Below are 14168 nucleotides of genomic sequence, written 5' to 3'. Positions count from 1 at the left end.
GCATGGAGCTGAAGACGCTCAGCAAGGACAACGCTGACTGGGTCGCCCGGCACCTCGTGGCTGCGGCGCTGTTCGTCGACGAGGACCCCGCCCTGGCCAACGAGCACGCCCTCAGCGCCGCTCGTCGTGCGGGTCGCGTCGGTGTCGTCCGCGAGACCGCTGCGATCACGGCGTACCGCCTGGGTGACTTCGCGACGGCACTCCGCGAGCTCCGTACCTACCGGCGCATCTCCGGTCGCAACGACCAGCTCCCGATGATGGTGGACTGCGAGCGAGGCCTCGGCCGTCCGGAGCGAGCACTCGAGCTCGGACGTTCGGTGGAGCGTGCCGCGCTCGACACCGCGGTGCAGGTCGAGCTCGCGATCGCGATGTCCGGCGCTCGTCTCGACCTCGGGAACCCCACAGCCGCGCTCGGTGAGCTGGAGATTCCACAGCTCGACCCGTCCACGGCCTACACGTGGTCGCCGGCGCTCTACAGTGCTTACGCGGCCACGCTCGAGGAGCTTGGCCGGCAGGACGAGGCCGACGAGTGGTGGGCCCGTGTCGACCGTGCGGCAGCGGCCCTGGCCGAAGCCGCCGACGAGAACGCTTGGGAGACAGTTGATGTGGTCGAGGAAACGCTCGAGGTCGAAGAACACGGAGACGCCGAGCAGCTCGACGACGCCGAGCAGCTCGACGACGCCGACTCCGAAGACGCCTACCTCGCCGATGAACCAGTCTTCGCTGAGCCCGACGTCGTCGGGGAGCCCGGCGAAGCCGACCAGCCCGGCGAAGTCGACGACGACAACCCCCGCGACGTCGACGGCTCCGCAGCCGACTGACGTCCCGACCGCGCCGACGGACGGCGTCGACGTCGTCCTGACGGACCTCGACGGCGTCGTCTACCGGGGCCGGAACGCGATCCCGCACGCGGTCGAGGCGCTCACACGGGCATCGCTGAGCGCCCGCGTCGGGTACATCACGAACAACGCCTCCCGGCGACCGATCGACGTGGCCGAGCACCTCGAGCGCTACGGGCTGGAGGTGTCCGAGGACGACGTCGTCACGTCATCGCAGGCGGGTGTCCAGCTCCTCTCGACGCTGGTGCCCGCCGGCTCGACCGTGCTCGTCACCGGTGGACTCGGACTCTCGAGCATCGTCGAGGCCGCCGGCTTCACGGTGACGAGCAGCGCCGAGGACTCCCCGGCCGCGGTCATCCAGGGCTTCTCCCCGGACCTCGGGTGGAAGGAGCTGGCCGAGGCGTCCTTCGCGCTGGCCGATCCGGCGATCCCGTGGGTCGCGACGAACATGGACTGGTCGATCCCGGTCGAGCGCGGCATCGCGCCGGGCAACGGCACGCTCGTGTCCGCCGTCCACCAGGCCGTGGGACGCATGCCCGTGGTCGCCGGCAAGCCGGAGCGTCCGATCTTCGATGCAGCGGTCGAGCGCTTCGGCGGCGGGCGAACACTGTTCATCGGTGACCGTCTCGACACCGACATCAAGGGGGCGAACGACGTCGGGATCCCGAGCGTCCTCGTGCTGACGGGCATCGACCAGGCGAAGCAGGTGCTCGCCGCCGACCAACGCTCGCGTCCGGTGTTCGTGCTCGAGGACCTCCGCGGCCTGTCCGAGCCCTACCCGGTGACCGTCCGGCGACAGGACGACGACGGCACGCGGTACGTCACCGTCGGCAGCGCCACCGTGGCGATGCGCGGGCACGTCGTGCGGGTGCTCGACGCGGGGAGCGACATCGATCGCCTCCGCGCCGGTGCGGCCCTGATCTGGGAGTCCGGTCTGGCCATCTACGGCCTCGACGTGGACCCGCAGCTGTACGGGGGCGAGTAGCGTGTCGGACGTGCCGACCCCCGAGCAGCCGTCCGCCGACCTGGAACCGCAGGACGAGTTCGCCGCGCGCACCTCGGCGGCCGAAGCCCTGCCGCTCGTCGAGCGCGCCGACGCGTTCTCCGCACTGCACGACGAGCTGCGCACGCGGCTCGAGGGCGGCGGCTCCGCGAGTGCCTGAACCGGACGGAGCCGTGCCCGACGCGACCCCGGTCCGCCTCGACGCCCTCCTCGCGACGCGCGGACTCGCGCGGTCGCGGACCGCTGCTTCCAGGCTCATCCAGGACGGCCGGGTGACGGTCGACGGCCGTCCCGTCGTGAAGCCCGCTGCCCCGACCGCCCCGGGTGCCGACATCGTGGTCGACGCGGCCGACGAGTGGGTCTCCCGCGCTGCCCGGAAGCTCGTCGGAGCGCTCGACGCCTTCGCGGTCGACCCGTCCGGTCGTGTGGTGCTGGACGTCGGCGCCAGCACGGGCGGCTTCACCCAGGTGCTCCTGGCCCGTGGTGCTCGTCGTGTCATCGCGCTCGACGTCGGGCACGGCCAACTGCACCCGTCGATCGCGGTCGACGAGCGTGTCGCCGTGGTCGAGGGCACCAACGCCCGCAGTCTGACTCGGTCCGACTACCTCGCGCTCGACGGCGCCGCAGCCGAGACGACCCTGGTCGTCGGCGACCTGTCGTTCATCTCGCTGCGGCTGGTGCTGCCCGCCCTGGCCGAGGCCGTGCCCGCCGACGACTTCGTCCTGCTCGTGAAGCCGCAGTTCGAGGTCGGCCGTGGTGGGGTGCGCGAGGGCATCGTGCACGACCCGGCCCTCCGTGACGACGCCCTGATGAACGTCCTGTGGGCGGCGTGGGACCTCGGCTTCGGGACCACCGGGCTCGCGGCGTCGCCGATCATCGGGACGCACGGCAACCACGAGTACCTCGCGCGCTTCCAGCGTGGTGTCGGTGGCAATCCGACAGAATGGAGAGTCCGGGCAACCGAACTCACAGAGGGGACCGCATGAGCGACGACCGGCACATCCTGCTCGTCTCCCACACGGGTCGCCGTGACTCGATCGATGCTGCGGTGGAGGTCTGCGACCTGCTGCACGCCGCCGGTCTGGTCCCGGTGATGCCGTTCGACGAGTACGCCGACATCCGCCGGGCCGAGGCCTCGGTGGGCCAGGTCGACATCCTCGGCGTCGACGTCCAGGCGGACCAGCTCGAGATCGTCATCGTGCTCGGTGGCGACGGCACCATCCTGCGCGCGGCCGAACTCGTGCGCGAGACGCGTGCCCCGATCGTCGGTGTGAACCTCGGACACGTCGGCTTCCTGGCGGAGAGCGAGCGGGACGCCCTCGCCGAGACCGTCGAGCGCGCCCTGTCGGGGGAGTACCACGTCGAGGAACGCGTCACCCTGCAGGTCGACGTCGTCGTCGGCAACCAGATCGTCTACTCGAGCTGGGCGCTCAACGAGGCCACCATCGAGAAGGCCTCGCGCGAGCGCATGCTCGAGGTGGTGACGGAGGTCGACGGTCGTCCGCTGTCCTCGTTCGGGTGCGACGGCGTCGTCGTGTCGACCCCCACCGGGTCCACGGCGTACTCGTTCTCCGGCGGTGGTCCGATCGTCTGGCCCGACGTCGACGCCCTGCTGATGGTGCCGCTCAGCGCGCACGCCCTGTTCTCCCGCCCGATCGTGGTGGGTCCGGACCGCGTCCTCGCGATCGAGGTCCTCCGGCGCACGAGCGGCGTCGGCGTCCTGTGGTGCGACGGTCGCCGGACGCACGACCTGCCGCCCGGCGCTCGGGTCGAGGTCCGACGGTCGCCGGACCCGGTGCGGGTCGCGCGCCTCAAGGACGCCCCCTTCACCGATCGGCTGGTCGCGAAGTTCCGGCTCCCGGTCACCGGGTGGCGCGGGCCGCAGACCGACGAGGACGACCTGTGACCGGCCGACAGGAGGACCACCGATGATCGAGGAGATCGCGATCCGTGACCTCGGGGTCATCGGCGAGACCACACTCGAACTCGGTCCGGGGTTCACCGTCGTCACCGGCGAGACCGGTGCGGGCAAGACCATGATCGTCACCGCCCTCGGGTTGCTGCTCGGTGCCCGGGCGGACGCCGGTTCGGTCCGCCGCGGTGCGTCGAGCGCCGTGGTCGAGGGCCGCTGGAACGTCCCCGAGCACGCCGCGGTCGCAGAACGCGTCGAGGACGCCGGCGGCGCCGTCGAGGACGGCGAACTGATCCTCACGCGCACGGTCTCGGCCGAGGGCCGCAGCCGCGCCACCGTCGGCGGGCGGAGTGCCCCCGTGGCGGTCCTCGGTGAACTCGCCGACCAGCTCGTGACGGTGCACGGTCAGTCCGACCAGATCCGACTGACCTCGTCGACCGCGCAGCGTGCGGCGCTCGACGGCTTCGGTGGAGCGGCCCTCGAGAAGGTCCTGAACCGGTACGTCACGGCGTACGACGCGTGGCAGCAGCACACGGGGGAGCTCGAGACGCTGACGCGGGACCATGACGAGCGGGTGGCCGAGGCCGACCGGATCCGCGCCGCATCGGACGAGATCGAAGCGGCCGACCCGCAGCCCGGCGAGGACGTCGAGCTCGCCGAGCGCGCCGACCGGCTCGGCAACCTCGAGGAACTCCGACTGTCCGCCGCCCTGGCGCACGAGGCCCTGTCCAGCGAGTCCCTCGACGGTGTCTCGGACGTCGTCGGCCTGGTCGAGTCCGCCCGCCGTGCCGTCGAGCGCGTCGCCGACTCCGACGCCGCCCTGCAGCCGGTGCTCGAGCAGCTCACGGAACTCGGGATCCAGGCGGCTGAGGCCTCTGCGAGCATCTCCAGCTACCTCGGCTCGCTCGAGCCCGAGGCCGGGCACGACCTCGAGCTCATCAACGAACGACGCGCGCTGCTCGCCGGCCTCACCCGCAAGTACGGCGAAACCGTCGACGACGTCATCGCCTACGGGCAGCGTGCCAGCGACCGCCTGCTCGAGCTGGACGGCGACGACGACCGCATCGCGGCGCTCCAGCAGTCCGTCGAACAGGACGAGCAGGCACTCGGGGCGGCAGCGGCGGCGTTGACCGCTGCGCGCACGAAGGCGGCAGCGGACCTCGCGAAGCGCGTCACGACTGAACTGAAGACCCTCGCGATGGCCGGCGCCACGCTGGTGGTCGAGGTCAGCGACGCAGGCGAGTACCGCCGGCACGGACGCGACCAGGTCTCGATCCTGCTGCAGCCGCACTCCGGCACCGACCCCCGGCCGATCGGCAAGGGCGCGTCGGGTGGCGAGCTCTCACGCGTCATGCTCGCGATCGAGGTCGTGATGGCCGGCAGCACGACGGTGCCGACGTTCGTCTTCGACGAGGTCGACGCCGGCGTGGGCGGTGCGGCGGCGATCGAGATCGGTCGTCGGCTGGCGAAGCTCGCCGAGCGCACGCAGGTCATCGTCGTCACGCACCTGGCGCAGGTCGCGGCGTTCGCGAACAACCACCTCAACGTGGTGAAGGACGCCAGTGGCGCCGTGACCTCGTCGAGCGTGCGACGACTCGAGGGCGAGGACCGCCTGCAGGAGATGGCGCGGCTGCTCTCCGGCCTCGGCGACAGCGCCAGCGGCGTGGAGCACGCCCGCGAGCTCCTCGACGTGGCCGGCCAGACGGCCTGACCGGCCGACCGCCGGCCGGCGGGCGGACGCGAGCGCGCCCCGATCAACCGACCGCCGGCCGGCGGCCGAGCGTGAGCGCGGCCCGAGCACCCGGCGACCCACCCGCGCAACGCCCACGGCGAACCGGGGTCGCGCCTCCCGGCAGTTCTGACGTACGATGGAATCCCGTGGCGGACACTCTCAGCAGCGGTACCCAGGCAAACACCCCGACCCCGAAGGTGACGAAGCAGATCTTCGTGACCGGCGGGGTCGTCTCGTCTCTCGGCAAGGGCCTGACGGCAGCAAGCCTCGGCAACCTCCTCACGGCTCGCGGCCTCAAGGTCGTCATGCAGAAGCTCGACCCCTACCTCAACGTGGACCCGGGCACCATGAACCCGTTCCAGCACGGCGAGGTCTTCGTGACCGACGACGGTGCGGAGACGGACCTCGACATCGGGCACTACGAGCGCTTCCTCGACATCAACCTGGCGCAGTCGGCGAACGTCACGACCGGCCAGGTGTACTCCACGGTCATCGCCAAGGAGCGCCGTGGCGAGTACCTCGGTGACACCGTGCAGGTCATCCCGCACATCACCGACGAGATCAAGCGCCGGATGCGTGAGCAGGCGGAGAACGACCCGCAGCCCGACGTCATCATCACCGAGGTCGGCGGCACCGTCGGCGACATCGAGTCGCAGCCCTTCATCGAGTCGGCACGCCAGGTCCGCCACGAGCTCGGCCGCAACAACGTGTTCTTCGTGCACGTGTCGCTCGTGCCGTTCATGAATGCCTCGGGCGAGCAGAAGACGAAGCCGACGCAGCACTCCGTGGCTGCGCTCCGCTCGATCGGCATCCAGCCCGACGCGCTCGTGCTGCGGTCGGACCGTCCGGTGTCGGACTCGAACAAGAAGAAGATCGCGCTGATGTGCGACGTGGACGAGGACGCCGTGGTGAACGCCGTGGACGTCCCGTCGATCTACGACCTGCCGACGCTGCTGAACAACCAGGGCCTCGACCAGGTCATCGTCGATGCGCTCAAGCTCGAGGCCGGCCCGGTCGACTGGACCGCGTGGACCCCGGTGCTCCGTGCGGTGCACGAGCCGAAGAAGGACGTCACGATCGCCCTGGTCGGCAAGTACATCGACCTGCCGGACGCCTACCTGTCGGTCACCGAGGCGCTGCGCGCCGGTGGCTTCGCGCACGACGCGAAGGTCACACTGAAGTGGGTCGTCTCCGACGACTGCACCACGCCCGAGGGTGCTGCGAAGCAGCTCGGCGACGTGGACGGCATCTGCATCCCCGGCGGGTTCGGCGTCCGTGGCATCGAGGGCAAGCTCGGTGCGCTGCGCTTCGCCCGCGAGCAGGGCATCCCGACGCTCGGCCTGTGCCTCGGCCTGCAGTGCATGGTGATCGAGTACGCCCGCCACGAGGCCGGTCTCACCGACGCGTCGAGCACGGAGTTCGACCCGGAGACCTCGACGCCGGTCATCGCGACCATGGCGGAGCAGGTGGACATCATCGCCGGCGGCGACATGGGCGGCACCATGCGCCTCGGCCTGTACCCGGCGACGTTCACGCCGGGGTCGTTGGCCGAGTCGCTCTACGGTGCGCCCGAGGCGTCCGAGCGCCACCGTCACCGCTACGAGGTCAACAACACGTACCGGCAGCAGATCGCGGACGCCGGCCTGGTGTTCTCGGGTACCTCGCCCGACGGCACCCTGGTCGAGTACGTCGAGCTGCCGCGCGACGTGCACCCGTTCTACATCGCCACGCAGGCGCACCCGGAGCTGCGCTCGCGTCCGACGAACGCGCACCCGCTGTTCGCGGGGCTCGTCGCGGCCGCGATCGAGCGCCACGAGGCGTCCAGCCTGTTCGACCCGCAGAACGAGGAGCAGGTCGCGTAACGCGAGTGGTCTCTGACGGGAGGCGCGGTGCCAGCGGGCACCGCGCCTCCCGTCCGTCGTCTGTCGCGCCCACGGCACCTGGTTCCGGACACGGAACCGCGGAACGGCGTGGTGCTGTGTCCGGAACCTGGTTCCGCGAGGGGCGCGTGCTTGGATGGTTCCGTGACTGACGCACCCATCGCTGACGAACCCGCCTCGTTCGAGGTCACCGAGTCGACCGTCGTGTACGAGGGCGCCGTCTGGGACGTCCGGCGGGACACGATCGCCTACAACGACGAGACGATGGTCCGCGAGTACATCGACCACACCGGTGCCGTCGCGGTGTACGCCGAGGACGACGACGGCCGGGTGCTCGTGATCCAGCAGTACCGGCACCCGGTGCGGGTGCGCGACTGGGAGCTTCCGGCCGGCCTGCTCGACGTGGAGGGCGAGGACCTCCAGGTCGCCGCCGCGCGAGAACTCGCGGAAGAGGCCGACCTCGAAGCGGACACGTGGGAGCCGCTGGTCCGGTACAACACCTCGTCCGGTGGGAGCGACGAGTTCCTGCAGGTCTACCGCGCGCGGGGTGTCCGGCCCACGGCGACCGCGTTCGAGCGTGAGGCCGAGGAAGCCGACATCGTCAAGCGGTGGGTGCCGCGGGCGGAGCTGGTGGAGGCGATCCTCGACGGACGGCTGCACAACTCCGGGCTCGTCGTGGCCGTGCTCGCCGTCGATGCGCTCGAGCGTCGCCGCGCATGAGTCTGCGCGAACTGGTCGACACGGCCAGCTGGACGCACGAGCCCGAGGCGGCAGTGCTCGACGGCGACGTGCTGCGCGTGACCGCGGTCGAGGGCAGCGACGCCTGGCGGACCACCTCGTACGGGTTCGTCCACGACTCCGAGCACGCGCTGGTGGAGCGCATCGACGGGTCGTTCTCGGTCGAGGTCTCGTTCGTGCTCGACTACACGGAACAGTTCGACCAGGCCGGCGTCTTCCTGCGCGTCGACGAGCGGAACTGGATCAAGGCCGGTGTCGAGGTATCCGACGGGACGCCGCAGCTCGGCGCCGTGGTGACCCGTGACTTCTCGGACTGGTCGGTGGCGCCCGTGCCGGAGTGGGTGGGACGCGTCGTGACGGTCCGGGTCAGCCGCGACGGCGATGCGGTGACCGTGCGGGCGTGGGCCGACGACGAGCAGCCGCGCCTCGTGCGGGTCGCGTACCTCGATCCCGATGCTGCCGTGTCGGCCGGACTGCTGTGCGCTGCTCCGACGCGTGCCGGCCTGACCGTGAGCTTCACCGGGTACCGGGTCGGGGCGCCTGACGAGGCGCTGCACTGACCGTGCGCCTGCTGTCGTGATCCCACTCGACCGTGCCACGGAGACGTACCTACGGCACGTCGCGATCGAGCGCGGGCTGTCGCAGCACACCCTGTCGGCCTACCGGCGTGACCTCGCGGTGTTCACGTCGTGGTTGGCGACCGCTCCGGTGGTCGATTCCGACGGAGCCGACCGGGCCGGCGGGGCGTCTGCGATCGACGACGTCGGGCGGCTGGCGCGTGCGGACGTCTCGGAGTTCGTGACCCACCTGGCGACGAAGCCGGACGGTCCGCTGGCACCGAGATCGATCGCCCGGATGCTCAGCTCGGTGCGGTCGTTCACGGCCTTCGCGGCGGGGGAGGGCTGGCTGCCGCTCGACCCCGGTACCGCCGTCCGGCCGCCGAAGGCCCCGATGCGGCTGCCGAAGGCGATCTCGGTGGAGGACATGGAGCGGCTGCTCGGCGCGGTGTCCGTCGACGCCGACGACCCCGTTCAGCTGCGGGACAAGGCCCTGCTCGAGCTGCTCTACGCCACCGGCGCGCGGATCTCCGAGGCGGTGGGGTTGTCGGTGGACGATGTGACCACGTTGTCCGACGACTCGGCTCCGGACGCCGACGGCCTCGCCGTCGTGAAGGTCACCGGAAAGGGGAACAAGCAGCGGGTCGTACCGCTCGGCAGCTTCGCCCGGGCGGCGATCGACGCCTACGTGGTGCGTGCGCGGCCGGTGTTCGCGGCACGCGGGCCCTCGACGCCGGCGCTGTTCCTCGGTGCCCGGGGTGCTCGGCTCTCACGGCAGAGCGCGTGGCTCGTGATCCAGTCGGCGGCAGCGGCTGCAGGCCTCGAGGCGCACGTGTCGCCGCACACCTTCCGGCACTCGTTCGCGACGCACCTGCTCGAGGGCGGAGCCGACGTCCGTGTGGTGCAGGAGTTGCTCGGGCACGCGAGCGTCGCGACGACCCAGATCTACACGATGGTCACGGCGGACATGCTGCGGGACGTGTACCAGACGGCGCATCCGCGGGCGCGGCGGTAGCGGACGCGAGCGCGTCAGAAGAGGTGGAACTGGGTCGAGGCCGCGACCGCGGCGGTCGCGACGGCCACGACGATGGCGCTCGCCGAAGCGCTCCTCGCGAGCACACGCCACCCGCCGGTCGCACCGGGGCGGACGACACCGACGAACCCGCACACGAGGGCGAGCGCGCTGCAGACACCCAGCGGGTTGATGATGATCGACGTCAGGGCCAGCAGCACCGCGAGCAGCGTGAACGCGCACAGCCGCCGGTAGCGACCGCCGCCGGACGCCCACGCGCGGGTCCGGATCGATGCCGTGTGCACGGAGAACGCGGGGCCGACGGGTGCGACGACGATCGGCATGACCGGTTCCGGAGCACTCGGCAGGACACGGGTCGCAGCGCCCCAGGCGTGACCGTCCCACCAGCGCAGACGGCTGGCGTCCTGCGGGTCCGGGAACCAGCCTGCGGCCGGCAGCGTCACGGGGACTCCTCGAGGTGCGGGGGATGGTGCTCCTCGACGGTACGAGTCGGGACGGTCCTGCCACAGTCCCAAGGCGGGTGTCGGCACAAGTGCGGACACCCGGCGGTGCGCTACGGTCGGCTGGTGACCACGACCCTCGACGGCTTCTGGAACGCGCGGCGCAGCGAGGCTCCGGAACTGCCCATCGAGGCGCCGGAGGCGTGGTCATTCGGTGCCACACCGGAGCAGGCCGACGACCTCCTCGGCCTCGTGCTCCGTGGCGTCAAGGACGGAACGGCGTCGTCGCTCTGGGACTACGAGGCGACGGGTGACCCGCTCCCCGTGACCGGGGAGCGCAGCATCGTGACCGACGGTGCCGGCGTTCCGCGGGCCGTCATCGAGACGACGGACGTCCGGATCGTCCCGTTCGATGCCGTCGGAGCCGAGCACGCGCGTGCCGAAGGCGAAGGCGACCGGACCCTCGAGCACTGGCGCAGGGTGCACGAGGCGTACTGGCGCGCGCACTCCGAGAACCCGCGCGGCTTCGAACCGGACATGCCGGTGGTCTGCGAGCGCTTCCGGCTGCTCTGGCCAATGCCGACGCCGACGTCGACGCCGACGTCGAACTTGCCGCCGACCGTCAGCGCCTGACCGAACAGGTCAGGCCGGGACGGGCGCCGCGTCGACCTCGGTGAACACGTCCTTCACGGCGGCGAGCAGCCGCGCGTTGAAGTCGACGCCGAGCTGGTTCGGCACAGTGACGAGCACGGTGTCGGCAGCGCGGACGGCCTGGTCGGCTGCCAGTTCCGCGACGAGGTCCTCGGGCGAGCCGATGTAGGACCGGCCGAACCGGGCGAGCCCACCGTCGAGGTGTCCGACCTGGTCCTGCCCCTCGACCTGTGCGCGGACGCCGAAGTAGTGCCGCGACTCATCGTCGATGATCGGGATGATGCTCCGCGAGACCGACACCCGAGGGGTCCGCTCCCAGCCCGACTCCGCCCACACTCGGCGGAAGCGTTCGATCTGCTCAGCCTGGAGCTCGTCGAACGGCACACCGGTGTCCTCGGTGAGCAGCGTCGACGACATCAGGTTCATGCCCTGTTCGGCGGTCCACTCGGCGGTGGCCCGGGTGCCGGCACCCCACCAGATGCGGTCGCCGAGCGAGTCGGAGAGCGGGGAGATCGGCAGCGACCCGACCGAGCCGGTCATCTGCGGGTTGGCGTTCGCCATCGGCTCGCCGGCGATGGCGCGACGGAACACCGAGGTGTGCGCCCTTGCCATGTCGCCGCCGTTCTCGTCGGACGCGTCCGGCACGTAGCCGAACTGCTGGTAACCAGCGAGGGCGGTCTCGGGTGATCCACGGGAGACGCCGAGCTGCAGTCGTCCGCCGGAGATGAGGTCGGTCGCCGCTGCCTCTTCCGCCATGTACAGCGGGTTCTCGTAGCGCATGTCGATCACGCCGGTCCCGATCTCGATGCGGCTCGTCTTCGCGGCGATCGCAGACAGCAGGGGGAACGGAGCAGCCTGCTGCGGAGCGAAGTGGTGCACGCGGAAGTAGGCGCCGTCGACGCCGGCCTCTTCAGCAGCGACCGCGAGGTCGATCGCCTGCACCAGGGACTCACGCCCGCTGCGCACCTTCGACCCCGGCACGTCGCGCCAGTGTCCGAACGACAGGAACCCGATCTTCGTCATGTCGATGCAAACGCATCCGGAGAACCGCGCATTCCGTCACGACTACGGTGTCCGCCATGGACCACCCCCGCGCCGCACTCGACACCGAACGCGCCCGCAACGAACGGCTGCTCGCTGACGTCGAGCGGAGCATGCGCGACGTCAGCGACGCCCGGCAGGACGCCAACTCCGACGACGAACACGATCCCGAGGGCGCGACCCTCGCGTGGGAGCGCGGCTCGCTCGGTGCCGTCCGCGACGCGGCACGGCAACGGATCGAGCAGGTGGACGCCGCGCTCGCGCGGCTCGACGCGGGCACCTACGGAACGTGCACGGTCGGAGGAGAACCGATCCCAGCGGCCCGATTGGCCGCCGTCCCGTGGGCCGCGACGTGCGTCGCGCACGCATGACGGGCCTCCCGGCAGACACCCACTGACGGCCTGGAGGCACGGTGCGGGCCCGCCACGTCGCGCCCCTCACGCGCACCGCGCGTCCACCGCGTGCGCCGCGGATTCCCAGCCGCACGCCCTACGTTTTCGGCATGGACGGTGACCCGAACGACGGACCCGGCGAGAGCCTGGCCGAGGGTGCGCCCCGTCAGCGCTTCCAGTGGTTCCACGACGTGCGGACCTGGATCCACGCCCGACCGCACCTGCACCTGTTCTACAAGGTGCTCGTCGGGATCGTCGGCGGGCTGGTCGTCATCATCGGACTCATCCTGGTGCCGCTGCCCGGGCCCGGTTGGCTCGTGGTGTTCATCGGCCTCACGGTGCTGGCGAGCGAGTTCCACTTCTTCCACAAGATCATCGTGTGGCTCAAGGCGCAGCTGCACCGCTTCTGGGACTGGGCCAAGCGACACGGACCCAAGCGACTGCGTGACGCAGCCGACCGTGGCAAGGCCGATGTCGACGCCGCCCACACGGGTGCTGCTCGGACGGTGGGGGTGCGTGCTCGTGGACGGGCGCGCGGCGCGAACTCGGCGCACCCGGGTCACTAGGTCGCGTCGTCGCGGCCGTCACCGTGCGGGCGCGTCGAGCGCGTCTACTCCGCCGCGACGCGGACCGACCCCGTGGCGGTGCGCTCGATGACCTCGGCGGCCTGCTCCTCGACGGCGGCCGCGTCCTTCGACACCAGCTGCAGCACGAGTGCGACGACGGCGGCGAGGACGATGAACCCGCCGTACCCCGCGATCACCGGGACCAGGCCGATCGACGGTTCGAGCAGCCCGCCGATGACCGCGGGGACCCCGAACGCCAGGTAGCTGACGACGTAGATCGTGGAGAGCAGCCCGGCGCGGTGCGTTGGTGCGGCGGTCGCGAGCAGCATCCGCAGCGGTGCCTGGAACCCGGCACCGAAGCCGATGCCGGCGATCGCGCTGCCGACCACGAGGCCGGGCAGGGAGTGCGCCATCACGAACGCCACGGTCACGATCGGACCGAGCACCAGGGCGACGAGTCCGACGAGCACCGCACGACGTGCGTCCATGCGCTGCGTCGCGAGCCCGGTCAGTGCGCCGACGCCGGTGACGACGGCGATGAGTGCTCCGGCCGCGAAGTGGTTCGTGATGCCGAACACGGCACCGAGGGCCGAGGGGACGAGCGAGAGGAACATGCCGCCGAGCGCCCAACTTGCGACGAGGGAACCGACGACCCCGCGGAACAACCGGCGGGAGCTCCGCGGCACGCTGATCGTCGGACGCAGGGAGCGGAGGGCTCCGGGGCGCCGCTGGACCTGCTCGGGCACCACGAACAGCGCGAGGACGAGGAGGACGAGCAGTGCGCCGAACACCAGGTAGACGAGCTGCTCCGGCGCCGGACCCCACTGGACGAGCGCGCCGCTCGACATCGCACCGGTGGCCAGGGCGATCGGCGGGATGACGCCGTTCAGCACGCCGGCCAGGGTCGGGTGCCGCTCGAGCGAGTTGTCGATGAGGGCCGCGCCGAGCGCCCCGATGAGCAGCCCGACGGAGACACCCTGCACGATGCGGTCGACGATGAGCGCGCCGACGCCGTCCGCGATCGCGAACAGTCCGAGCGACAGGGCCACGCCGAGACCGCCGGCGACGAGCACGGGCTTGCGGCCGACGTGGTCCGACAGGCGTCCGGCGACGAGCAGGCTCGCGAGCAGTCCGGCGACGTAGATGGCGAAGACGCCGGTCAGCATGAGCGGCGTGAGGTGCCACTCGGCGGCGTAGACCGGGTAGATCGGCGAGGGGACCGCGGATGACGCGACCGACACCAGGAGCATCGCCGCGAGGATCCAGAACCCGACGACCGAGCGAGCTGACTGCTGCATGAGCATCCTTCCGATGGTCCGTTGTACGAGTGCATTCGTACCGCAGTCCGCTGTACGACGCAAGTCGTACAGCAAGCCGAACGGTG

At 71.1% G+C, this 14168-nt stretch carries 16 protein-coding genes; 13 read left to right on the top strand and 3 right to left on the bottom strand.

All coding sequences use genetic code 11. From position 1 onward, the window contains the following. Positions 1-2: 2 nt before the first annotated feature. From ACXKZB_RS16320 to ACXKZB_RS16275, 10 genes are all read left to right on the top strand, one after another. On the top strand, positions 3-821 hold the full coding sequence (locus tag ACXKZB_RS16320) for a hypothetical protein (RefSeq protein ID WP_488823859.1): 819 nt from the start codon (positions 3-5) through the stop codon (positions 819-821). Further along, positions 709-1824: an HAD-IIA family hydrolase gene (locus ACXKZB_RS16315; RefSeq protein ID WP_488823858.1), complete on the top strand. Its 1116-nt coding sequence runs from the start codon at positions 709-711 to the stop codon at positions 1822-1824. The genes ACXKZB_RS16320 and ACXKZB_RS16315 overlap by 113 nt, the downstream gene beginning before the upstream one ends. A 10-nt stretch (positions 1825-1834) precedes the next feature. Then, positions 1835-2002: a hypothetical protein gene (locus tag ACXKZB_RS16310; RefSeq protein WP_222658596.1), complete on the top strand. Its 168-nt coding sequence runs from the start codon at positions 1835-1837 to the stop codon at positions 2000-2002. Between the two features lie 13 nt (positions 2003-2015). Then, entirely contained in the window at positions 2016-2828 is an 813-nt protein-coding gene (locus ACXKZB_RS16305) for a TlyA family RNA methyltransferase (protein WP_488823857.1), read from the top strand. Continuing rightward, positions 2825-3748, top strand: coding sequence for an NAD kinase (locus ACXKZB_RS16300; RefSeq protein WP_123314358.1), 924 nt, complete (start codon positions 2825-2827; stop codon positions 3746-3748). The genes ACXKZB_RS16305 and ACXKZB_RS16300 overlap by 4 nt, the downstream gene beginning before the upstream one ends. Before the next feature lie 22 nt (positions 3749-3770). Continuing rightward, the gene (gene recN / locus ACXKZB_RS16295; RefSeq protein ID WP_488823856.1) at positions 3771-5465 is read left to right on the top strand and encodes a DNA repair protein RecN; all 1695 of its coding nucleotides are present in this window, start codon (positions 3771-3773) and stop codon (positions 5463-5465) included. A gap of 167 nt (positions 5466-5632) precedes the next feature. Then, on the top strand, positions 5633-7348 hold the full coding sequence (pyrG, locus tag ACXKZB_RS16290) for a CTP synthase (RefSeq protein WP_488823855.1): 1716 nt from the start codon (positions 5633-5635) through the stop codon (positions 7346-7348). Between the two features lie 162 nt (positions 7349-7510). Further along, positions 7511-8086, top strand: coding sequence for an NUDIX domain-containing protein (locus tag ACXKZB_RS16285; protein WP_488823854.1), 576 nt, complete (start codon positions 7511-7513; stop codon positions 8084-8086). After that, entirely contained in the window at positions 8083-8664 is a 582-nt protein-coding gene (locus ACXKZB_RS16280; RefSeq protein WP_488823853.1) for a DUF1349 domain-containing protein, read from the top strand. Before ACXKZB_RS16285 ends, ACXKZB_RS16280 begins: the two co-directional genes overlap by 4 nt. A 19-nt stretch (positions 8665-8683) precedes the next feature. Then, positions 8684-9676, top strand: a complete 993-nt coding sequence (locus tag ACXKZB_RS16275) for a site-specific tyrosine recombinase XerD (RefSeq protein WP_488825923.1) — start codon at positions 8684-8686, stop codon at positions 9674-9676. Between the two features lie 14 nt (positions 9677-9690). Here the strand turns inward: ACXKZB_RS16275 and ACXKZB_RS16270 are convergent, their stop codons facing one another. After that, on the bottom strand, positions 9691-10137 hold the full coding sequence (locus tag ACXKZB_RS16270) for a DUF2510 domain-containing protein (RefSeq protein ID WP_488823852.1): 447 nt from the start codon (positions 10135-10137) through the stop codon (positions 9691-9693). A gap of 123 nt (positions 10138-10260) precedes the next feature. On the opposite strand from ACXKZB_RS16270, the gene ACXKZB_RS16265 reads away from it, so the two are divergent. Further along, a complete protein-coding gene (locus tag ACXKZB_RS16265; protein ID WP_488823851.1) occupies positions 10261-10767 on the top strand; it encodes an ASCH domain-containing protein in 507 nt (168 codons plus the stop codon). A 9-nt stretch (positions 10768-10776) separates the two neighbouring features. Here the strand turns inward: ACXKZB_RS16265 and ACXKZB_RS16260 are convergent, their stop codons facing one another. After that, complete coding sequence (locus ACXKZB_RS16260) at positions 10777-11808, bottom strand: LLM class flavin-dependent oxidoreductase (RefSeq protein ID WP_396289308.1); 1032 nt, start codon at positions 11806-11808, stop codon at positions 10777-10779. Positions 11809-11864: 56 nt separating this feature from the next. Here ACXKZB_RS16260 and ACXKZB_RS16255 point away from each other — a divergent pair, with 56 nt between their 5' ends. After that, a complete protein-coding gene (locus ACXKZB_RS16255; protein WP_488823850.1) occupies positions 11865-12197 on the top strand; it encodes a TraR/DksA family transcriptional regulator in 333 nt (110 codons plus the stop codon). 131 nt (positions 12198-12328) lie between these two features. After that, complete coding sequence (locus tag ACXKZB_RS16250) at positions 12329-12784, top strand: TIGR02611 family protein (protein WP_488823849.1); 456 nt, start codon at positions 12329-12331, stop codon at positions 12782-12784. A gap of 44 nt (positions 12785-12828) precedes the next feature. Here ACXKZB_RS16250 and ACXKZB_RS16245 read toward each other — a convergent pair whose 3' ends face one another. Then, positions 12829-14082: an MFS transporter gene (locus ACXKZB_RS16245; RefSeq protein ID WP_222658586.1), complete on the bottom strand. Its 1254-nt coding sequence runs from the start codon at positions 14080-14082 to the stop codon at positions 12829-12831. Positions 14083-14168: the final 86 nt, after the last annotated feature.

This window comes from Curtobacterium sp. ABR8 (assembly GCF_057812125.1).
The sequence above is the reverse complement of the archived record's forward strand: the minus strand, read 5'-3'. Positions and strand labels throughout refer to the sequence as shown.

What these genes read in the sequence shown, in the direction of transcription:
- ACXKZB_RS16245 (WP_222658586.1), bottom strand. Translation starts at nt 14,082, where the DNA reads ATGCAGCAGTCAGCTCGCTCGGTCGTCGGGTTCTGGATCCTCGCGGCG.
- ACXKZB_RS16320 (WP_488823859.1), top strand. Translation starts at nt 3, where the DNA reads ATGGAGCTGAAGACGCTCAGCAAGGACAACGCTGACTGGGTCGCCCGG.
- recN (WP_488823856.1), top strand. Translation starts at nt 3,771, where the DNA reads ATGATCGAGGAGATCGCGATCCGTGACCTCGGGGTCATCGGCGAGACC.
- ACXKZB_RS16255 (WP_488823850.1), top strand. Translation starts at nt 11,865, where the DNA reads ATGGACCACCCCCGCGCCGCACTCGACACCGAACGCGCCCGCAACGAA.
- ACXKZB_RS16315 (WP_488823858.1), top strand. Translation starts at nt 709, where the DNA reads ATGAACCAGTCTTCGCTGAGCCCGACGTCGTCGGGGAGCCCGGCGAAG.
- ACXKZB_RS16260 (WP_396289308.1), bottom strand. Translation starts at nt 11,808, where the DNA reads ATGACGAAGATCGGGTTCCTGTCGTTCGGACACTGGCGCGACGTGCCG.
- ACXKZB_RS16300 (WP_123314358.1), top strand. Translation starts at nt 2,825, where the DNA reads ATGAGCGACGACCGGCACATCCTGCTCGTCTCCCACACGGGTCGCCGT.
- ACXKZB_RS16250 (WP_488823849.1), top strand. Translation starts at nt 12,329, where the DNA reads ATGGACGGTGACCCGAACGACGGACCCGGCGAGAGCCTGGCCGAGGGT.
- ACXKZB_RS16280 (WP_488823853.1), top strand. Translation starts at nt 8,083, where the DNA reads ATGAGTCTGCGCGAACTGGTCGACACGGCCAGCTGGACGCACGAGCCC.